Origin of the sequence: Pseudomonas sp. NFACC51, from assembly GCF_900103575.1 — a bacterium.
Taxonomy (GTDB): domain Bacteria; phylum Pseudomonadota; class Gammaproteobacteria; order Pseudomonadales; family Pseudomonadaceae; genus Aquipseudomonas; species Aquipseudomonas fluorescens_Q.
The window spans coordinates 617,018-638,983 of sequence record NZ_FMXH01000001.1 but is presented as its reverse complement, the minus strand read 5'-3'; the positions used below and the strand labels follow the sequence as shown (position 1 = coordinate 638,983).

General features: G+C 61.2%; 8 protein-coding genes. 1 reads left to right on the top strand and 7 read right to left on the bottom strand.

Annotated elements, in window-relative coordinates; all coding sequences use genetic code 11:
• Positions 1 to 3 precede the first annotated feature (3 nt).
• From BLT00_RS02760 to BLT00_RS02730, 7 genes are all read right to left on the bottom strand, one after another.
• On the bottom strand, positions 4 to 9,468 hold the full coding sequence (locus tag BLT00_RS02760) for a non-ribosomal peptide synthetase (protein ID WP_092142026.1): 9,465 nt from the start codon (positions 9,466 to 9,468) through the stop codon (positions 4 to 6).
• A gap of 44 nt (positions 9,469 to 9,512) precedes the next feature.
• Positions 9,513 to 14,330, bottom strand: coding sequence for a non-ribosomal peptide synthetase (locus BLT00_RS02755; RefSeq protein ID WP_092142029.1), 4,818 nt, complete (start codon positions 14,328 to 14,330; stop codon positions 9,513 to 9,515).
• A gap of 70 nt (positions 14,331 to 14,400) precedes the next feature.
• The gene (locus tag BLT00_RS02750; RefSeq protein WP_072339908.1) at positions 14,401 to 15,375 is read right to left on the bottom strand and encodes a TauD/TfdA family dioxygenase; all 975 of its coding nucleotides are present in this window, start codon (positions 15,373 to 15,375) and stop codon (positions 14,401 to 14,403) included.
• 134 nt (positions 15,376 to 15,509) lie between these two features.
• Positions 15,510 to 16,418: an ABC transporter substrate-binding protein gene (locus tag BLT00_RS02745; RefSeq protein WP_092142032.1), complete on the bottom strand. Its 909-nt coding sequence runs from the start codon at positions 16,416 to 16,418 to the stop codon at positions 15,510 to 15,512.
• A gap of 83 nt (positions 16,419 to 16,501) precedes the next feature.
• Positions 16,502 to 17,551: a FecCD family ABC transporter permease gene (locus tag BLT00_RS02740; protein ID WP_063321656.1), complete on the bottom strand. Its 1,050-nt coding sequence runs from the start codon at positions 17,549 to 17,551 to the stop codon at positions 16,502 to 16,504.
• Positions 17,548 to 18,531 (bottom strand): FecCD family ABC transporter permease, encoded by a 984-nt coding sequence (locus BLT00_RS02735; protein WP_063321657.1) that lies wholly within the window; start codon positions 18,529 to 18,531, stop codon positions 17,548 to 17,550. The genes BLT00_RS02740 and BLT00_RS02735 overlap by 4 nt, the downstream gene beginning before the upstream one ends.
• Complete coding sequence (locus BLT00_RS02730; protein WP_092142035.1) at positions 18,528 to 19,331, bottom strand: ABC transporter ATP-binding protein; 804 nt, start codon at positions 19,329 to 19,331, stop codon at positions 18,528 to 18,530. The genes BLT00_RS02735 and BLT00_RS02730 overlap by 4 nt, the downstream gene beginning before the upstream one ends.
• Positions 19,332 to 19,620: 289 nt before the next feature.
• Here BLT00_RS02730 and BLT00_RS02725 point away from each other — a divergent pair, with 289 nt between their 5' ends.
• Positions 19,621 to 21,837, top strand: a complete 2,217-nt coding sequence (locus tag BLT00_RS02725; RefSeq protein WP_092142038.1) for a TonB-dependent siderophore receptor — start codon at positions 19,621 to 19,623, stop codon at positions 21,835 to 21,837.
• Positions 21,838 to 21,966: the final 129 nt, after the last annotated feature.

The window sequence follows — 21,966 nt, the reverse complement described above, 5'->3', positions numbered from 1 at the left end:
TCCTTACTCTTCCATCTCTGATAACAGGCGCTGCATTTCGTCCAGTGCTTCGTCGGTCGAAGGCCCTTGGGGTTTCTCGATCTGCTCGGCAAGACCGGCGATCGTCGGGTTATGGAACAGGCTGCGCAGCTCGATCCTGATGCCGAAACGGCTCTCGACCTGGGTCATCAGGCGCATCGCCAACAACGAATGCCCGCCCAGCTCGAAGAAACTGTTGAACACCCCGACTTGCGGCACCTCAAGCAGGCTCTGCCAGATGTCGGCCAGTTGCTGCTCCAGTTCGTTACGCGGCGCCACGCCCTGTACAGCGATGGGCTGCGGTGCCGGCAAGGCCTTGCGGTCGATCTTGCCGTTGGCATTGAGGGCAAAACGCTGTAGCTCGATAAAACCGGCCGGGACCATGTAGCCCGGCAACAGGCCTTCGAGATACCGCCGCAGGGCCACTTGATCAATGGGGCTGGGCGCCTGCAGCCAAGCGAACAGGCTTTGACTGCGCGGATCGATCATCACCACGGCCTCTTCCACGCCCGGGTAACGACGCACCAGCGATTCGATCTCACCGGGCTCGATGCGGAACCCGCGCACCTTGACCTGGAAGTCGCTGCGACCGACATACGCCAACCGACCGTCACCGCGCCGGCGTACCAGGTCGCCAGTGCGGTACATGCGGCTGCCAGGTTCGCCGGCATAGGGGTCAGGCAGATAGACCGCGGCCGTTGCGGCGGCGGCATGCTGATAGCCCCGGGTAACCCCGGCGCCCGCGATATACAGCTCTCCGGTAGTGCCCAGCGGCACCGGACGCAGCATTTCATCGAGCACATAGCAGCGGGTATTGAGCAGCGGCGAGCCAATATCAGCCACGCCGGACGGCACCTCCTGCAACGCCTGCGTGGTCGACCAGACGGTGGTTTCGGTCGGGCCGTAGGCGTTGATCAGTACCACGCCCCGGCTACGCAGCTCGGTCGCCAGTTCGCCCGGAACCGCCTCACCACCAATCAGCCCGCGCACTGGCGGCCAGTCGGCCTGTCCGGTTTCCAGCAGGATCTGCCAGCCGGCGGGTGTCGCCTGGAACACCGTGGCCCGGCGCAGCAAGGCAAACAGTTGATGACCATCGACGACCTGCTCGCGACGGGCCAGCAAGATGGCTGCGCCGTTGACCAGCGGCAAGAACAGTTCCGGCTTGCACATATCGAACGCGTAAGTGGTACTGGCCAGCCAGACATCCGCAGCGCTGAGTGGCAACTGCCGATCGAGACCGGCCAATAGGTTGCTCAGGTTCTCGCGTGTGACCTGCACACCTTTTGGTGTACCGGTCGAGCCCGAGGTGTAGATCACATAAGCGCGTTGCTGTGGGTTGACCGCCAGCATCAGGTTGTCGGCGCTGCATGCCTCCAGCGACAACTGATCGAGCCAGACGTTGTCGACACCGCTCAAGGCATCGCCACACTGACTTTCGCTGAGCACCAGGGCCGGCCGCGCGTGCTCGATGATGAAGCGCAGGCGATCTGCCGGGTGTTGCGGATCCAGCGGCAAGTACGCCGCGCCAGCTTTGTGAATAGCCAGCAGGGATGGCAGCAACCAGGGGCCACGACTCAAGCAAACGGCAAACAGCTCATCGGTGCCGACACCCTGTGCACGCAGCCAATGGGCCAGGCGATTGCTGAGGGCATTGAGCTGGGCATAACTCAATTGCTGATCCTGGCAATCGACCGCCAATGCCTGGGGCGTCAACGCCACCTGACGCTCGAAGCGGGCAATCAAGTCCACTTCGCGGTGCAGCACCTCGGCTGCCTGGTTCCATGGCCGCTGAGCCAGGGCATGATCGGCGTTGGCCAGGTCGATGTCCCATAGGCGCGCCTGTGAATTTTTCAGCATGCCCTCGAGCAGATACAGATATTCGTCGGCATAACGTTGCGCCGTCCGGGCCAGGAACAGGTCGGTGTTGTACTCCAGCACACATTGCCAATCGTCACCGTGCTGCTCGATGTGCAAGCCGATATCCACCAGGGCGCTGTCACTTTCCACATCCAGTCGCTGCGCCGGCAAGCCGGCGAAACGGTGCTCATCCTTTGCGGCGACATCGCGCTGGATCAGGTTGAACAACGCCTGGAACAGCGGTGTGTGGCTAAGGTCGCGGCGCACTTGCAACGCCTCCACCAGTCGCTCGAAAGGGACGTCCCCATGCTGCTGTGCAGCCAGGTGAGTGGCTTGCAGTTGCTGCCAGAACTGTTCGACCGGTTGCTGGGCATCAATGTGACTGCGCAGCACCTGGGTGGTCGCGAAGTAGCCAATCAGGTTGTCGGTGTGGGCCTGATGGCGATGGGCGACCGGCAGGCCAATCCAGATTTCACGCTGGCCCGAGTGTCGGGCCAGGAGAACTTTCCAGGCTGCCAGCAACGGCGCGAACGCGGTCAACCCATGGCGTTGCGCGGTCTCGCGCAGCGCCTTGACCAGGGTTGCCGGCAGGCTGAAGCGCAGGCGCTGGCCTTTGTAACCTTGCTCCGCGGGGCGTGGCATGTCGGTCGGCAGGTTCAGCACCGGCGGCTCCCCTGCCAGGCTCCGACGCCAGTACTCAAGCTGCGATTCGATACACGCTTGCCCCGCAGGACTCTGCCAACTGGCGGCGATGTCAGAAAACTGCAGCGGTAGTGGCGGCAAGCAAGCGCCGCGCCCTTCCAGCAACGCCTGGTAGATCAGTTGCAGTTCATTGAAGAAGATTTCCAGCGAACGGGCATCGGCGATGATGTGGTGCAAGGTAACCTGCAGCACACTCAGGCTTTGGCCCTGGTACACACGCACTCGCCACAGCGGGGGCGCCGAAAGGTCGAAGGGACGCTGTGCCTCTTGACTCAGTTTCTGCGCAAAAACTGGCGAATGCGCGTCAATCTCCAGAGGCTCGAAGCTCAACGGCACCGCCGTGAGCGCCTCGACCTGCTGACGTGCGCCCTCGGACGTTTCGCTGAATACCGTGCGCAAACTGTGCTGGCGACTGATCAGTTGCGTCAGTGCCTGCTCCAGCAACGACGGTTGCAGCGCCCCCTCCAGACGCAAGGCGAGGGACAAATGGTAGGCCTGGGTATCGCCCTGCAAACGATCGAGGAACCACAGCCGCTGCTGGGTGAAATGCAGCGGTGCCAAGGGTTCTGCAAAATGACGCAAGACGCCCTCGGCCTCAATGCCCGTCGCCGCCAACTGCGCCGCCAGATCCCGCAGGACCGGCTGCTCGAACACCGTGCGCAAAGGCAGGCGCCGGCCATGCTGTTCGGCCATTCGCGCCACCAGACGCGCTGCCAGCAGAGAATGGCCGCCCAAGGCGAAGAAGTTATCGTCGGCACCCACATCGGTGCAGCCCAACAGCTCCTCCCAGAGCTTGGCCAACGCCTGCTCCCATTCGCCCGAAAGCGCGCCACTGTGGCGGTTACGCTGTACCGGCGCCGGCAATGCCTTGCGGTCAACCTTGCCGCTGGGGCTCAAAGGCAGGGTGTCCAGGCGAACGAACTGGCTCGGCAACATGTAGTCCGGTAATTGCGCGCCGAGCGTCTCACGCAAGAGCGCTTCATCCAGCGGGTCGCCTGCGTAGTAAGCCACCAGACTCGCTGTTTCGCCGCCACCCAGCAGCACGACAGCCGCTTCGCGAACCCCGGGAATACGCGCCAGCAGCGCTTCGATTTCACCCAACTCGATTCGGAAGCCGCGCAGTTTGACCTGGAAATCCAGACGCCCCAGGTAATCCAGGCCGCCCTGGCTGTTGCGACGAACCCGGTCACCGGTGCGGTACATACGGGCGCCAGGCACGAAAGGATCGGGCAGGAAAGCCGCCGCGGTCAGTCGCGCCGCCGCGAAGTAACCACGACCGAGGTTGGCCCCGGCCAGATACAGTTCACCCGGTACACCTGCGGCCACTGGCTGCAGATCAGCATCGAGGACATACGCCGCGGTATTGGCCACCGGTTGTCCGATTGGCACTTCCACACCCGCCTCACCACCACGGCGTACTTCAAAAGTGCTGTAGACCGTCGCTTCTGTCGGTCCGTAACCGTTGATGACCCTGGCGCCCCTGCCCTCGATGGCTTCGGCCAATGCACACGGCAAGGCCTCCCCACCGGAAACGGCACGCACGCCTTGCCAACTGCGCGAGGTGTGCGCCACCAGCATCCGCCAGGTCGCCGGAGTGGCCTGCATGACCGTTGGTTGTCCTGTCATCAATAGCTGATCGATCGCTTGGGGATCACGCGCCTGCTCGCGATCAGCCAACAGGATGCTGGCGCCATGCGCCAGAGGCAGCAGCAATTCGACAATGGCAATATCAAAGGTCGCGGTGGTCAATGCCAGCACCCGATCCCGGGCCGTCATTGGCAAGACCTGGTCCACGGCCAGCATCAGGTTCATCAGGTTGCCGCGGCTGATAGCCACGCCTTTGGGCTGGCCGGTGGAACCGGAGGTGTACAACACGTAAGCGAGCTGCTCCGCCACCAATACCGGAGCCTTGTAGCGGTCGGCAGCGCTCATCGCATCGATATCAAGCAACGGCACGCCACTGTTCCACTGCGCCAACACCGCCAGGCTCGCGGCAGTGCCCAGGCACAGCTTGGGTTGCGCCGCCTCAAGAATGTAACGGCCACGCTCCGGTGGCGTGTCCTCGGCCAACGGCACATAGGCAGCGCCGGCCTTGAGGATCGCCAGCATGGCCATGGGCAGGCGGGCATCACGAGGCAGGCTCAAGGCCACTCGATCTTCGATGCCAACGCCATGGGCCTGCAAAGCCGTCGCCAGTCGTTCGGCGGCCTGATCGAGTTCGCCATAGCTCAGGCGCTCATTGCCGGCCAGTACGGCGACCGCGTCGGGTTGGCGGGCAACCTGATGAGCAAAGGCCTGGAGGACGTCCTGATGACCGGCCACGCGGTGCCCCTCGATTCGGGCAAGACCCCGTTCGGCGGGTTGCCATGCCAGCTCACCCAAGGCCTGCCCTGGCTGCTCTAGCAACGCATCAAGCAATGCCAGATATTGTTCGGCCATCGCTTGCACGGTCTGTTCGCGGAACAGATCGCTGCTGTATTGAAGGCTCAGGCTGATGCCATGCTCGCTGTCCCGCACGTCCAGGTGCAGGTCACACATTACGCTGTCCGGACGATTGTCCAACGGCTCGGCGATCACATCGGTCAGCTCAAAACGCTCCAGGGCGTTGCCCGGAAAGTAGTTGAACATGGCCTGGAACAGGGGGTTGTAACTTACCTGCCGGACCACACCAAGCTGTTCGATCAGATAATCGAAGGGCAAGTCCTGATGGGACTGAGCCGACACCGACAACGCCTGCAACTCGGTCATCAGTTGCAGCAGACTCCGCTCGCCCGACAGTTTTTTGCGATACACCAGCGTGTTGACGAAGCAACCGACCAGGGGCTGCAGGACCCCATGGTGCCGATTGGCAACGGGAACCCCGACCAGAATGTCGTCCGCGCCGCTGCGGCTGCGCAACAGCAGCTGAAACGCGGTCAGCATCGGGATGAAGTTGCTCCAGCCATGGTGAGCACTGAACGCGCGCAAGCGTGCCGCCAGGGCCTCGGGCACGCGCCGTTCAACACGACCGCCAGCCTGGGTGGCCTGGGCAGGACGAGGAAAATCGGCCGCCAGCTCCAGCACCGGCAACTCGCCGGCCAACTGCTCGCGCCAATAGGCCAGTTCCTGCTCACAGGCCTTGCTGGTCATCCATTGGCGTTGCCAGAGTGCATAGTCGGCGTATTGCATCGACGAGGCTAACTGCTCCGTCACCAGGCCTTGCCGCAAGTTGCGGTACTGCTTGCACACACCGTCGATGATCAATTGCAGGGACCAGCCATCGGCAACGATGTGATGGCAGTTCAACGACAGGACAAATGCATCCGGCGCCAGGCGATAGAGTCTTGCACGCAGTAACGGAGCCGTTTCCAGAGAGAAAGGCGTCATTGCATCCTGACGCAGCAAGTCGTGCAGCGCCTCTTCGCTCTGCACCTCGATCAAAGGCATCTCAAGCTCGGTGCGGGCCAGGATCACCTGGCTCGGCCCTTGAGCTTCGCCGATGAACCCGGTGCGCAACACTTCGTGCTGATCGACCACGGCCTGCAGGGCAGCCTGCAGGTCGGCGATATGCAGCTCGCCGGTCAAGCGCACGGCACCGGCCAGGTTGTAGGCGGGACTTTGCGGATCCAGTTGCTGCAGAAACCACAGGCGCTGCTGGGCAAACGAAAGTGGCAACTTTTCAGGGCGCGGCAACAGCGTTGGCGACAACTTGACCGTGCTGGCCCGACTTTCCAGCCAATCGGCCATGGCGGCGATGGTCGGGCGCTCGAACACCACGCGCAGAGGCAAATCCTTGCCACTGAGTTTGCCGATCAGGCCAATCAGTTGAGTGGCCAGCAGCGAGTGACCGCCTAGCTCGAAGAAATTGTCCTCGACCCCGACCTGACCGAGCCCCAGCACGCTTTGCCAAGCCTCGACCATCTGCCCCTGCAACTCGCTGCTGGGCGCAACGTAGCGGGCCTGACTTTGCGCGGCGAAATCCGGCGCGGGCAAGGACTTGCGGTCGATCTTGCCATTGCCATTGAGTGGAAAGCGCTCCAGAAACACAAAAGCGCCCGGGGTCATGTACGGCGGCAGGTTACCCAGAACATGCTCGCGCAGGGCCTCGATGCTTGCCTGTGCATCCGCCACCACATAAGCCACCAGGACCTTGGAACGTTGCTGGTCATCACGAGCCACCACCACGGCTTCCCGTACGCCGGGGTAACGGGTCAGGCAGGCTTCGATTTCGTCCAGTTCAATACGGTGCCCGCGGATCTTGACTTGGTGGTCGGTACGGCCGACGTATTCAAGATCACCATTGGGCAGGAAGCGCGCCAGGTCGCCAGTGCGATAGAGACGGGAACCGTCGTTGGCAATCGGGTCCGGCAGGAACACCGCCGCCGTGCGCGCCGGGTCGGCCATATAACCGCGCCCGACGCCCACCCCGGCCACGAAGATTTCCCCGACCGCGCCGGCCGGTATCGGCTGCAGGTCGGCATTGAGCAGGTACAAGCGATTGTTCAATGTGGCGCGACCGATCGGCACATTGGTGCGCTGCTCAGGCAAACGCTCGAGCAACGGATGAAAAGCCACGTCATCGGAGCATTCGGCCGGCCCATAGGCGTTCATCAACGGGATGGCGGGATAACGCTCGAACCAGCGACGCGCCAACGCCGGCGGCAACGCCTCGCCGGTGGCCAGCACCCAGCGCAGGGACGAACGCTCGAGCCCCGCGTCGAGCAGGCTCTGCATCAACGACGGCACGGCCTCAAGAATACTGATGCCGTGCCGTTCAATGGCTGAAGCCAGCGCCTCAGGATCCTGCACGACGCAATCGCCGAGGATCACCGTGCGCGCCCCCAGCACCAGGCCGGCGAGGGTTTGCCAGACGGAAATGTCGAAGCACTGCGGCGCGGTCTGGGCAATCACGTCGGTCGCATCGAGCCCCAGCCCCGGCAGTTTGCCGAGAATGTTATTGAGCATGCCCGCATGCGCCACCATGGCTCCTTTGGGCGTGCCGGTGGAACCGGAAGTGAAGATGCAATAGGCCAACGAGCGGTCGTGAACCGGGATGTTCAACGCGTCATCGCTGTAGCTGCTCAACACCGCCGGATCGTAGAGCACCGGTTGGGGACGCTGCTCAAGGTAGTCCAAAGCCTCCATCGCCAGCTCGCCCTGCCCTGCACTGTGAATCAGCAGTGGCGTTCGACTCTGGCGCAGGACCTGCGCCAGCCGCTGAGGCGGGTTGCGTGGGTCGAGCGGCAGCCAACCGGCACCGGCCTTGAGGGTGGCGACAATCATCACCACCAGGTCCAGGCCTCGCTCGTCGAACACCGCGACCAAATCGTCGGACTTGACCCCCTGCGCCCGCAAGTGCCGGGCCAGACGGTTGGCGGCGCGGTTCAACTGGTCGAAGGTCAGGCTTTGCTCGCCGTGAACCATGGCAATGCGCTCGGGTGTCTGGCGAACCTGTTGCTCAAACCGCTCGATGTACAGCGGTTGCAGCAGTTGTTCATTGGCCGCCAGACCACCCCCGGCCCAAACTTGATGCTGGTGGGCAATCTCACGCTCATCGAGCATCGCCAAGTGGTGCAAAGGGGTCTCGGCGTTCGTGTGCAGGGCATCACCGATGTTCAGCAACAAGGTGCGGAAGTGGCGCAGCATCTGCTCGACTTCTTCGCGCAGGAACCAGTCGGTCTGGTAGGTCAGTTGCAAATGCAGCCGCTCACCCGGGACGATCACCACCGTGATGGGATAGTTCGTATGGGTGCGGTTGGCCATGTCGCTGATCAGGTAGTCCAGTTGCCCCTGGCGCAAGTCGGCGGCAATGGGGGCGTTCTCAAAGACGAACAGGCTCTGGAACAAATCCTGACGCTGTACTTCGCTCCAGCGCTGGATCTCGGCCAGGGACACACTCTCGTGTTCGCGCAGGCTCAGGTTCTCGGTCTGCAAGGCCTTCAGCCATGGACCCAGCGCGTCATCCGGGCGCCAGCGCCAGCGCAGCGGCAAACTGTTGATGAACAGACCGACGATGCTTTCCATGCCTTGCAGGTGCACTGGGCGACCGGCGACCGTGATACCGAACACCAGGTCGCGATCACCGCTGTAACGCGCCAATAGCAAAGCCCAGGCCCCCTGCACCAGGGTGTTCAGGGTAATGCCGTGTTGGGCCGCCGCGCTTTGCAGTGCCTGGGTTTGCTCAAGCTCCAGATGTTCGACACAGTCCTCAACGGGCTCGGCGGCGCCCTGAATGCGCCCGACATGACCGAAGCCAAATTCATTGGGCGTGTCGAAACCCGCCAGGCGCTGTTGCCAGAACGCCTGATGATCTTCCGGCTTCTGGGTTTCCAGCCAGCGAATGAAATCACGGTACGGACGCGGCGCCGGCAAATTCAGGCGGCGACCTTCCTGGGCGGCGCGGTAGCCGTTGAGGAAGTCCATCATGATGATCGAGAAGCACCAGGCATCCATCAGAATGTGGTGATAGCTGCGCACGAACTGGTAGGTGTCGGGCGCCAGCTTGTACAGCCTGACTCGCATCAGGGGGGCCTTGGTAAAATCCAGTCCCTGGGCGCGTTCTTCGCTGAGCAATTGCTCCAGGCGATCCTGCTGCTCGCCTTCGCTTAGATGCGACCAGTCCTCATAGGTGATCGGCAATTCGACCTGCTTGTGCACGACCTGCATCGGTCGCTTCTGCTGCTTCCAGACAAAAGAGGTGCGCAGCAACTCATGGCGCTCCACCACCTGCGCCCAGGCCTGACGAAAAGCGGCCAGATCGAGATTGGGCATGACCATGACATGACGGTATTGCAGCAGGTACATACCCTTGCCAGGGTGCAGCAGGCTATGAAACAGCAGCCCCTGCTGCATGGGAGCCAGCGGGTAAATCGCTTCGATATTGCGCGAAAGTGCTTTGACCTTGTCGTTCATGCTGACGGTATCCGAACCTGTAATGTAGGGGGGCGCAATAGATGTCACTGCTCGAGTTGTTCGAGCAGCCCCAGGAACTCATCGTCGGACAAGCCGGAGTCGGCGAAGTCCGAAGCCGTGGCGCGACCGGCCGTGGGGGCCAGGCAGTGCTCCAGCAAGGCCGCAATACGCTGCTGGAACTGCTGCGCCAACTCGCGGACCAACGCTGGCTCGTGGACCTGCGGGGCATAACGCCATTCGATATGCAGCCGACCTTCGTTCACCAGCGCGGTGACATCCAGCAAGTGCGTACGGCGGGTGCTGTCGGCGCGCATGCCCGGGCAGATCGGCCGAGCCAATCGCCAAAGGCTGGACGCATCGAGCCATTGGTCGACCCGCCCCAGGTAGTTGAAGGTCAGCAGCGAGGCCGCCCCCAGGCCATGGGCCGGGTCGAGGCGCAGCAATCCGTAACCCATGCCTTGTTCAGGTACGCGGCGCAGGGCTTCCTTGGCGGCGATGATCGAGTGTTCGCAATCCCATGAGGTGTCGACGGCCAGCGGATAGCGGCTGGTATGCCAACCAATCGAGCGGGACAGATCGGGGCTCTGCTCCCAACCGCTGCGACCGTGGCTTTCCAATTCGAGGGTGACGCGCTCCCGCCCCTGCCACTGGCCGATGGTTCCGGCCAGCGCGGCCACCAGCAGATCCTGGACCTGGGTGCCGTACGCCCCATGACAATCGCCCAGTAACACCTGCGTCTGCTCAACCGACAATTGCGTGTCCAGCGTCCGGCTCTCACCGTACAAGCTGACCTGTGCAGGTACGACGCCCTCGGCGGCCAGCTGCTCGTGCCAGAAATCCACCTGCGCCACTACATCAGGCTCACCGCGGTGGCGCTGCAACGCTTGGCTCCACACATGGAAACCTGCCGTGACGGCGGGCAGAACCATGTCCGGTTGCAGGTACAGGCCTTCCAACTCTTGCAGCAGAACCTGCCACGACACCGCATCGACCAACAGGTGATGGGCCGTGCAAAGCAATTCCCGGCTGTGAGGGAAGTACACCCAGCGGATCAGCGGTGCCTGGGCCAGGTTCCAGCCCTGCTGCGAGCGTTGCAGCAGCGCTTCGGTCAAGGGTTCTTCCACAACCTGGAACAGCGCTTTGACCTGTTCCTGGGAAAAGCGCTGATAGCGTTGTTGCCAGCCCTGCGCCGATGTTTCAAAGGTCAGGCGCAAGCTGGCGTGGCGCTCAAGCAACGAGCCCAGGGCCTGGGTAAACCGCTCCTGATCCAGTGGCTCGTCCAAAGCCAGCAACAGCGACTGGTTCCAGTGTTCGGCCAGGTTTTGCTGCTGGGCAAAGAACCAATCCTGGATCGGCGTCAAGGCGAAAGCCGTGGTGGGCTCAGGCCCGTCGCTGGCAGGCTGCGCATTCATCGCGCCAAGGTCCACCACCTGCTCGGCCCAGCCGCGCACGGTGGGGTATTCGAAAATCTGCTTGGGTTTGAGCTGCAGACCCTGTTGCTTGGCCCGGGCGATGATCTGCAAACTCAGAATCGAGTCGCCGCCGACCGAGAAAAAATTGTCGTCTACCCGCAAATCCGGGTTATTGAGAATCTCCCGGGCGATTTCGAGAAGGCGTTGCTCGAGGGTCCGCCGTGGTGTCTGCACCACCCGGGCCAAGGCTCGCACGCTTTGCTCGGCAAACAACTGCTTGGGTGTCATCAGAATCTGTTGCTGGCGTGCCAGGGCAATGATTTGCAGGCCAAGAATGGAGTCGCCACCCAAGGCAAAGAAGTTGTCATCAGGCCCCACCTCGGGGTTGCCGAGCATCGCCCGCCAGATGTCCAGCAACGCGGCTTCCACGGCGCTCAAGGGCTGATCGCCCAACGGCCCTGCCCCATGCAGCGGCGCCGTCGCTTGCTCAGCCAGGCGCAACAATGCCTGACGATCGACCTTGCCGTTGGGCAGCAAGGCGAAGCCGTCGAGACAATGCCACTGAGTCGGTTGCATGTAGTCCGGCAATTGCCGTTGCAGCGCCGTCTGGATTTCGGCCAGTGCGGCCGACGGCGCGACCAGGAAGGCTACCAGTCGATTGCCCGACAACGGCGTGGGGCTGTTGAGCACCCTGACATCGCTGACATGAGGCATGGCGCGTAACTGTGCCGCGACCTCCGCCGGCTCCACCCGGTAGCCCCTGATCTTGACCTGCTCATCGAGGCGACCGAGAAACTCCACCTGTCCCTGGTGATTGAGTCGCACGCGGTCCCCAGTGCGATAACCGTGCTCACCAAAGCGTGCGTGATCGGCATCGGTGGCACTGAGATACCCCTGAGCGACGGTCGCCCCTTGAACGTACAGTTCACCGCTGACGCCGATCGGCAACAGAGCGCCATCAAACGAGCGCACGCTGACCTGGACATTGGCCAGTGGCCGCCCCAACGGTGCGGCACCGCTGGCATCGACCTCATGGGTCAGCACCCCGACGGTGGTTTCGCTGGGTCCATAGTGGTTGACGATGCGCAAATCCGCGCTCAAGGCACGCAAGCGTGTCACCAACTCGTGACTCAGGGCCTCGCCGCCCACCACCAGGCATCGACGCGGCAACAGCCGCTGCGGGTCTTTGGCGATCAACAAGGCGTTGAGGTGCGACGGCACGATTTTCAACAGGTCGACGGGCTGGTGCTCAAGCACGGCAGCCAGTTCCTCGGCGTCGAAGGCCAGTTCCTCGGCCAGCAGGCGCAGACAGCGGCCGCTCAGCAGTGCGCCGAACAAGGCCGTGTGGCCCAGGTCGGTCGCACAGCTGGCCAGACTCGCCAGACTCGCATCGGCCGGCAGCTTCAGGCGTTCAAGGCATCCACTCACGTAATGAATCAGATTGCCCTGGCTGACCTTTACGCCCTTTGGCCGGCCGCTGGAGCCCGAGGTGTACACCACGTAAGCCGCAAGATCGGCCGCCAGGGCCGCTCGCAAAGGTGACTCACTGGACAATTGCACAGACGGCAACGCCAACCACCGAACCTGCCCAGGCAACCACTCGGGGCGCGCGCCCTCACTGATCCACACCTTGGGCATTGCATCCTGACAGATAGCCTGCAAACGCGACGACGGCCACTGCGGATCGAGGGCCAGGTAGGTCGCGCCACACTGCCAGGTTGCAAGCATATGCATCACCAACTCACGACTGCGCGGCAGGCACAAGGCAATGCGCTCACCGGCCAGGCTCGAAGCCTCCTGCAAGCGTTCGCCGCGGGCGACCACAGCACGTCCCAGCTCGGCATAGCTGAGCGTACCCTGCTCATCCTGAAGAGCAATCGATTGCGGCTTGCGCTCACACTGCTCAGTGAACGCCTGCCAGGCGTTGCTGACGGCGACCGACGCATCCTCCCCGCGCAGGAATGACTGCTGCTCGGGCACTAACCAGTCGAGTTCGGCAAACGGTCTTTTGGGCTGTTCGATCGCCGCGAGTGCCAAGGCGACGAACTGATCCCGATAGCGCTCAATCGTTTCATGGCGGTACAACGCCTTGCTGTAACGCCAGCGGCAGAGGAACCCCTCCTCCTCGTCGATGATCACCATGTTCAGTTCGTGCGCCGCGCCGCGCTGCTCCGACAGCAAGCGGTCGACGTACTGCTCGAAAGGCGCGATGCGTTCCTTGTTCAGCGTGAACATATGTTGGAACAGCGGCGCCCTGCCCACCTGGCGCGGTAAATCCAGTTGCTTGACCAGGCGCGAGAATGGGTAGTGGCGGTGCTGCAGGGCTTGCTTGACGGTGGCATCTACCTGCCTGGCCCAGTCGCCGCTGGACAGATCCCGACGCAGACGGCAGCGAATCGGCAGCGGATTGACCAGGTAGCCCGGCAGATTGACGTGCTCGCGTCGCAAGCGCCAACCGCTGGGCGTCCCCAGGACGAAATCGTCTTGGCCTGACAGCACGCCGAGAAATTGCTGGAACAGTGAGAACCACAGCACATACGGCGTCACTCCCACCTCTCGGGCTACGGCGCGAAACCGTGCCGTGGTGGCCGGATCGAAGCGGACCGACAACTCCCCACCTTTGAATGCCTGATTGCTGCCGTAGGGAAAATCCGTCGGCAACTCCAGCGTCGGCGCTTCGGCCAGTTGTGCCTGCCACCAGGCCAGTTCCACGGGTTCGGCCGCTTCGCTGCGGATGTGCAGATCACTGCAGTAGTTGCGATAGGCGTCGGGATTCACGGCGGGCAGCGGCTGATCGTTGATCAATGCGAACAGCTCATTGAGCACAATGTAGAACGTGGCCAGATCCGCCGCGATGTGATGAATCACCAATAGCACGGTGTGCTCGACATGGCCGTCGCGTGCATTGCTCAAAAGGACGACCCGACTGACGTCACCCTCTTCCAGCTTGAAGGGAAGATCGGCCGACTCAGTGATACGTTGCTGCAACGTCTCTGCGCCCGCGTCTTGCAGGGCCACACACTGCAACGGCTGGACCCGCTCGCGGCGGCTCCACTGCAACAACTCGCCGTTGCGCTCGGCATAGGCCGTGCACAACATCGGATAGCGCCGCTGGACCGTCACCCAGGCGTCCTGCAGGCGTTGAGGCAAGTCTTGGGTAACGAACTGCGGCTTGATCCGTCCGGCATAGGCAATGTTATAGGCGCAGCTGTCAGGCTCCAGGCGCTGAAGGAACCAGAGCGCCTGCTCGTTATCCGTCAGGGGCCGGGCAGCAAAATAATCGGGGTGCTGTTGCAGCCACTGCAGAATTTCGGCGTCGCGTGCATGGAGCTCGGCATTGAGCTCATCATCCAGCGCACCTGGCGATCCGTGCGTAACGATCAATTGACCTTGGGCTATCGATAGGCGAATTCCACGCAGCCAGCAGCGATGCATCAGGCGATCGAGCATTTGATGTCCTTGATTGTACTTGTTCGAAATAGGCCGCCCATTACGACGGCTTTCTGAAAGTGGGAGGCGATCAGCTTGCCGAGGCTGGTTCTGCCATGGCGACCACGACCTTGCGCGATCCCTGGAAGGTCGAACGACCGTGAGCGACCAGCATGTTGTCGAGCATCAAGACGTCACCCGCCTGCCAGGGAAAACTCACCTGACAGCGCTGCAGCACTTCGCGGATGTGCTCCAACGCCTCCAATTCAATTGGCGAGCCGTCGCCATAAAACACGTTACGCGGCACGCCCTGCTCCCCGACGATGGAGATCAATGTCTCGCGCACCGACGCTGCCAGGTTGGAGATATGGAACAGATGAGCCTGGTTGAACCACACCCACTCCCGGGTCACCGGATGCTGGGCAACGGCCTGGCAGACCTGGCGAGTGGAAAGCTCGCCATCGTCCGTCCACTGGAACTCGATGTTGCTGGCGCGACAGAAACGCTCGACCTGGGCACGGTCTTCGGTGCTGAAAGCCTGTTGCCAGGGCAAGTCCAGGCCATTGCCGTAATTGCGCACGTACATCAGGCGTTTCTCGGCAAAACGCTGACGGATAGCAGGATCGAGTTGCTGGTAAACGAGGCGGCTGTCGGCTATGGGGGTTTCACCGCCGACCGGCGAGGCCTGCATACAATGAAACCAGATTTTCATCGGCCAATTCAGCGAATAGGACTGTTCATTGTGCAGCGGGATAACCTGATGGGCCGGGTACTCGGTGGAGGTGTATACCCGGTTGTTGAGCTTGGTGCGCGGGGTGGAAGCGTAGTCATAGGTCAGCAGTTCATGGCCGAAGCTACGAGCAAATTCCTCGAAGTCCGCCTCTCCCTTGAACGCAAAACCGCGAAACAAAATGCCACCCGCACGCGGCAACTCAGTTTCTACGACCTGCTGGATCTGCGCTCGACTGGCTTGCCAGGCATCGCCGGCAAGCGGAGCCTGGAATATGAACGGCAGGGTCTGCTCGTTACCCGGTACAACATCCATGAATTGAACCTGTGCACGCATCAAACCGCTTTCCATTTAAGCCCCCCGCCATCGCGATCAGCGTATTTTTCGAGAGCATAAACTAATACAAACGAGTAACACCTGCAATAGAGAATCATTGTCATTAATGACAATTGTATTGCAGATGATACGTTTTACTTGGTCTGCAGCACGCTCTCGCGCTCGGCGATATGCGACATCAGCAGATAGGCAGAACCCACCAGGCCCTGCATCGTATCGGCATAGCGGCTGCGATTGAGGTACAGGAATTGGCGATTCTTCACTGCAAACAGATTCTGCCACTGTGGGGACTGACGAAACGCCGCTGTGCTGGCTTCTGAGTCGAGCAACTCCTCATACGTGTCAATAATGAAATCGCTGTCGAAGTCGCCGATGCGTTCCAGGCTGTAAGGCACGTTCTGCCGCGCCTCGCGGTACGCGGCGACACGCCCCAGGCCAAAGTCGGCAATGACGTCGTCCATGCCGCCGCGACCGATCAGTTGAAAGCCGTCGCTGTAGACTTCCAGCGTCGTGACGGTAATGCGCGAAGGATCTTTCACGCGCTTCTTGAACTCGCTGACGACCCATTGATATTCGTTGAGCATTTCCGCATAGCGCTGCTGCTTGCCGACCAGGTCGGCGAGTTGTTTAGCGTAAGTCTTGATATCGCTTTCCCGAGCGGGGAGCAGCACGACCGGGGCGATTTTGCTGAGCTTGTCCTTGAGGTCGGCGTGATAGGACAAACCCACGATCAAGTCAGGCTTCAAGGCTGCAATGGCTTCCAGATCGGGCGCCTGGTGCGAGCCGATATACTGAATGCCCGTCACATCGAACCGCTCCTGCGTCCCGCGGAACAACACGTCCGAGAACAGCTTTTTGCGCCCCGTCGAACCACAGGGTTTGCCCCCCAACTCCAGCAACTGGGCCGTCAGGCTGAAGTCATGCAAAGACACAATGCAATGCGGCGCCACGGGAACCTCGACTCGGCCAAAACTGTTCTCGAACACTTTGGTTTCAGCGGCGCCAGCCTGTACAGCTACCAATGCCAACGGCACACATAGCATGCCAAGCACACCTCGGAAAAAACCTTTAACCCGGTCCCGCACGCGTTTACCTCCACACATTTCCAATGAGCGTCGCTGTGTTTTCAGCGACTGCGTTGACGCGCCAGCAAAACAATCAGATACGGCGCGCCGATGATTGCGACAACCAGCCCTGCGGGCAACTGCAGGGGCGGCAAAAGCCCCCTGCCCAGCGTGTCACCGGCCAGCACCAACAACGCACCGACCAAGGCCGACAAGGGGATCAAGGCGCCATGACGGTCACCCGCCATTTGTCGCGCCAGATGAGGCGCCACCAGCCCGACAAACGTCATGGTGCCCACGTTCGCCACTGCAGCCGCCGTTAACATGACGCTGCACAGCAACAACGAAACCATGATCCACGTGACATTCAGCCCTCGACTGAGTGCGACTTTTTCACCCAACTGCAACAGATTCAACTGGCGATGACAGAACAGCAACGGCACCCCAGCCACCAATAGCCAAAGGCCGAGGCTATGAACCTGCGGCCAACTGGCTCGGTGCAAACTGCCGCCAAGCCACATCAGGGCCGACTCCACCTGATCGATATTGCCGTAAGTGATGAGCAGGTCGGCCACCGCGCTAAGCATCGCGGTGAGACCGACGCCGACGAGGATCAAGCGCAACGGCGAGATGCCCTGGCGCCAGGACAGCAGCGCAACGAAGAAAGCCACCGCCAACCCGCCGGCCAGTGCCGCCAATGGATAGAATTCCAGAGGTAAAAGCGCCGGCCAGAGCACGATAATCAACAACATGGTGACGCTGGCGCCTGATTCCACGCCCACCAGGCCCGGCGCCGCCAGCGGGTTACGCGTCAACGACTGCATCAACAGACCCGCAAGGGACATGGCCGCACCGGCCAGGACCGCCAGCAAGACACGCGGCAGCCGCAGCTCCCAGAGCAGGTTGCGCATTGTCGAATTGACTTGCTCAGGTGCCAGCAAGGCTTGCCAGACCTGGGCGACACTCAGTGAGTAGCTGCCGACGGTCAATGCGTACAGCGCCAATGCAACAACGGCAACCATCAGCAACAACACTGAAATCAAGTCGATCGGTCGCGCAATCCAAGGCAACAACGGATACGCCCGGGGCAAGGTCAATCCCGCTCGCATCATCTGACCTTCCTCAATACCAGCACGACAAAAATAGGGCCGCCGATAAGCGCCGTCACGATACCGGTATTGAGTTCGAACGGACGCACCACGGTTCTTGCCGCGATATCCGCCAGAATCAGCAGCAACGCTCCCAGCAACGGGGCGGCCAGCAACAGTCGACGATAATCATCGCCGAACAACAGTCGCGCCGCATGAGGCACCACCAGACCGACAAAGCCAATGGGCCCCGCCAAGGCCACTGCCCCCCCAGACAACAGCACCACCGACGCCAAGCCCAGCACGCGCATTTTCAACAGATTGACACCCATGCCGGCCGCAGCCTGCGGGCCAAGACGATGGGCATTCAATGCACGGACGTTCACCAGGCACAGGCACATGCCGAGCAAGACATAAGGCCAGACCCAAGCCTGCATCGAGCCCCCGGTCACTCCGATGGAGCCGGTAAGCCAGCGCCGCAGACTGTCGAGCCCCTGTTGATCGAGCAGCAGCAAAATCGAGGTAATGGCGCTGAACAGTGCCGCGATCATCGCTCCGGACAGTGTCAGCCGAATCGGATTGTGCCCCCGACCCGCCAACAGCAGGACGCCGACAGAGGCCACCAATGCCCCCGCAAATGCAAACAATGGAATCATCGACATATCGTTGCCCGGCAGCACCAGCAAACCGAACACGACGAATAACGCAGCACCGCTGTTGATGCCGAGAATGCCCGGATCGGCCAACGGGTTATCACCCACCGCCTGCATGATTGCACCGGCAAGCCCGAGGCTGGCCCCCACCAGCATCGCGACCAGCAGACGCGGTAAGCGGCTGCCACGAATGACGCTCTGGTCGGGGTTGCCCGGCGCATAGGCGACCAAGGCCTGCCAAGCTTCCTGCCAAGGTATGTCCTTTGCGCCGACGGCCAGATGAAGCAGCGAGGTCAAGGCAATTGCCATCAACAAGCCCAACCAGACCGGCAACCGTAAACCCTGACTCACATCGCCTCCCGCACAGCCAATGGCTGGCTTCGGCTCGTCTGCGGCACGCATAACGGATCACCGGAATAAGGGTCGGTGATGATGTGCGCATCCAGATCAAACACCGCTTTGAGATTGTCCCGAGTGAACACCTTGGCAGGTGCGCCCTGGGCGAGCACACGCCCTTCGCGCATCATCACCAAATGGTCGGCATAACGCGCGGCCTGGTTCAGGTCGTGAAGGACCGCCACGATGGTTTTGCCTTGCTCACGAAGATCCACCAGCAACTCAAGCAGCGTGATCTGATGCGCAATATCCAGAAATGTCGTTGGCTCATCCAGAAGGATCACCGGCGTATCCTGGGCCAGGGTCATTGCAATCCAGCAGCGTTGCAGTTGTCCACCCGACAGGGTGGCCAAGGAACGATCAAGCAAAGGACTGATGCCCGCCAAGTCAATGGCGCGGTCAATTGCCTGTTGATCCTGTTCGGACCATTGGCGCCACCAGGTCTGCCAGGGAAAACGCCCCTGCATCACCAGCTCGCGCACACTCATACCCGCTGGCGATGTCGTGCGCTGCGGCAATAACGCCAGGTGTTGTGCCAGCGTTCGACGCGAATACTGCCCCAGCCGCTTCCCCGACAGCTGCACGTCGCCCGCGCTCGGCCGCAGCATATGCGCAAGCACATTTAACAACGTGGTCTTGCCGCACCCGTTCGCCCCGATCAACGCCGTGAAACGCCCTTCAGGAATATCCAGGCTGACACCGTTGAGAATCTGCTGTTCGCCATAGCTCAGCCGCACATCGGTGGCTTTCAGCATGACCGTCCCTCCACGCCCAAAAGGCCTGATCGAATTATTCGTCGAGCAACGCCCCCGCGATATTTCTTTCGTCCGGTAACACCGTAGGGAGTCAGCCGGGGGGCATAAGTGGGCGACAGGATATGTCGAAAATAAAATAATTGCCTACAAGACTGACAACACTAATGCAAACCCTTATCATTTACAGCTAACATATGGCCAGTAGACACCAACCCTGATGGTCTATTGATCGAACTGAATCAGGGCATAAGGCCCCCAAAGCCAAAATGTAAACTCAAGGACTCCCTCGATGCTCGGAAAAAAAACAACAGTTGGCACCGAAAAACGTTACGTCATGCGTCATTCCGCATTTCACCTGAGCACCCTTGCACTGGCTTTGGGGAGCATTTTTTCAGCGCAGGCGATCGCCGCGCAGGATGAAACATCCGATAAGGGTACAACCGTTCAACTCGGTGAAATCAACATCAACGCCGCCGCCCCGGAGAACCCGACAGGCCCGGTCAACGGCAAAGTCGCCTTGCGCAACACCAGCGCCACCAAAACCAACGCAGCCATCACTGAGACGCCGCAGTCGTTGTCCGTGGTGACCGCCGATGAAATGCGCGATCGCAAATCAGACACCCTGGCCGACGCCCTGAGCTACACCCCGGGCTTCACCAGCCAGCCCAGCAGCTTCAACCGGACCTCCGATCGGTTCCGCATTCGTGGTTTCGACGTAGAGTCCGCCACCGGCGGCTCGCTGCGCGACGGCCTGCGCCTGCAAAACAACTCCTACGACGGCGTCCAAGAACCCTTCGGCCTGGAGCGCGTGGAAGTGATCCGCGGCGCGGCCTCGGTCCTGTACGGGCAGCTGTCACCGGGTGGATTCGTCAACGGCGTCAGCAAGCGCCCGACGGAGGCGCCGCTGCACGAGTTGGGCCTGCAATATGGCAATCACGATCGCAAGCAACTGACAGCGGACTTCAGCGGCCCCCTGGGCGACAGCGAGACGCTTAGCTATCGCTTGACCATGCTCAAGCGCGACAGTGACACCCAGCAGGACTACATCAACGACGACAAGACCTACATCGCCCCGGCCCTGACCTGGCGTCCCAACGAAGACACGTCGCTGACATTGCTGTCCTTCTATCAAAAAAGTGACACACGCTTCTCCGCCCCCCTGCCCTATCAACTCGTCAAAGGTGTCGGCAACGGCCCCTTCACCATCGGCCGCCACGATTTCATCGGTGAGCCTGACTACGACGATATGAATGGCGAAATGTCCGCCATCGGCTACGAGTTTGAACACCGTTTCGACGAGCACACCCGCATCAGCAACAAATTGCGTTACTACGAAGCGGATGTGAAATGGAAATACCTGCAGGTTCGGACAGGGGCCCCAGTCAATACCGCAGCCACCACGGGCCTCCTGGCTCGTCAGTACAGTGATCGCCATGAGCGCTCCAGAGCCCTGGCCAGCGACACTAACGTCGAGACACGCTGGAACATCGGCGGCGTGGAAAACACCTTCCTGGTGGGCGCTGATACCTACGATGCGTCGTACGATTCGCATAACTTCCGGGGCAACGCACCTTCTATCAATATCGGTGACTACAACTACGGGCAACCGGTAGTGGTGGACAAGGATCCGAGCCGTGATCGTGGCTCACAGATCGATACCCTGCAGACAGGCATCTACCTGCAAGACCAGATCAAGTTCGACGACCACTGGTTGCTGTTGCTCGGTGGCCGACACGACTGGGCCAGCCAGGATCAAAAAGCCTTTGCCCCTGGTCGGTCTCCGGTTCATCAAAGCAACGAAGCCACCACTTGGCGTGCCGGCCTTGTGTATCAGGCGGATAACGGCCTGGCCCCGTACATCAGCTACAGCGAATCGTTCTTCCCGGTCGCGGTGTCCGAAGTGACCGATGGGCAAACTTTTGACCCTACTGAAGGCAAGCAGTACGAAATCGGCATTCGCTACCAGCCCCCTGGCAGCAACATTCTGCTGAGTGCAGCGGTTTATGAACTGACCCAAGAAAACGTGCTGAAGTTTGACCTCGGTGGTAATGCCTCTCAAATTGGCGAACAGCGCTCCCGCGGCCTGGAGTTGGAAGCCAAGGCCGACGTGACGCCTCAACTGAGTGTCATCGCGACCTACGCCTACACCGATGCCCGCATTACCGAAAGCCTGACTCAGAGCGAAGTAGGCCAGCGCAGCGAAGACACGCCCTACCATCAGGCCGCCATATGGGCAGACTACAACTTCGCCTTGTTCGGCTTGCCGCAGTTGAAGGTCGGTGGTGGTGCTCGCTACAAGGGAACGACCCAGGCCTCGGGTATCGACTCGCAGATGCCGGCCTATACCCTGTTCGATGCCATGGCCAGCTACCAGATCGACAAGAACTGGGACATCGCCCTCAACGCAAACAACGTGACGAACAAGAAATACACTTACTGTGAATTTGCCATCTGCCGCTACGGCGACGAGCGCGAGTTGGTAACCTCCGTTAATTTCAGGTGGTAAGATCGGCTCGGTCGGCGCTGGCAGGGGTCGACCGAGCCATGTAACGCAGCAGAAATTCAAGCACCAGATAGAAGCTGGGTGACACTGGCTTCTACCCCCCTCAAGGGCGATCAAGCGCCTGTTCATACA

What these genes read in the sequence shown, in the direction of transcription:
- BLT00_RS02750 (WP_072339908.1), bottom strand. Translation starts at nt 15,375, where the DNA reads ATGCGTGCACAGGTTCAATTCATGGATGTTGTACCGGGTAACGAGCAG.
- BLT00_RS02725 (WP_092142038.1), top strand. Translation starts at nt 19,621, where the DNA reads ATGCTCGGAAAAAAAACAACAGTTGGCACCGAAAAACGTTACGTCATG.
- BLT00_RS02760 (WP_092142026.1), bottom strand. Translation starts at nt 9,468, where the DNA reads ATGAACGACAAGGTCAAAGCACTTTCGCGCAATATCGAAGCGATTTAC.
- BLT00_RS02755 (WP_092142029.1), bottom strand. Translation starts at nt 14,330, where the DNA reads ATGCTCGATCGCCTGATGCATCGCTGCTGGCTGCGTGGAATTCGCCTA.
- BLT00_RS02740 (WP_063321656.1), bottom strand. Translation starts at nt 17,551, where the DNA reads ATGATGCGAGCGGGATTGACCTTGCCCCGGGCGTATCCGTTGTTGCCT.
- BLT00_RS02730 (WP_092142035.1), bottom strand. Translation starts at nt 19,331, where the DNA reads ATGCTGAAAGCCACCGATGTGCGGCTGAGCTATGGCGAACAGCAGATT.
- BLT00_RS02745 (WP_092142032.1), bottom strand. Translation starts at nt 16,418, where the DNA reads ATGCTATGTGTGCCGTTGGCATTGGTAGCTGTACAGGCTGGCGCCGCT.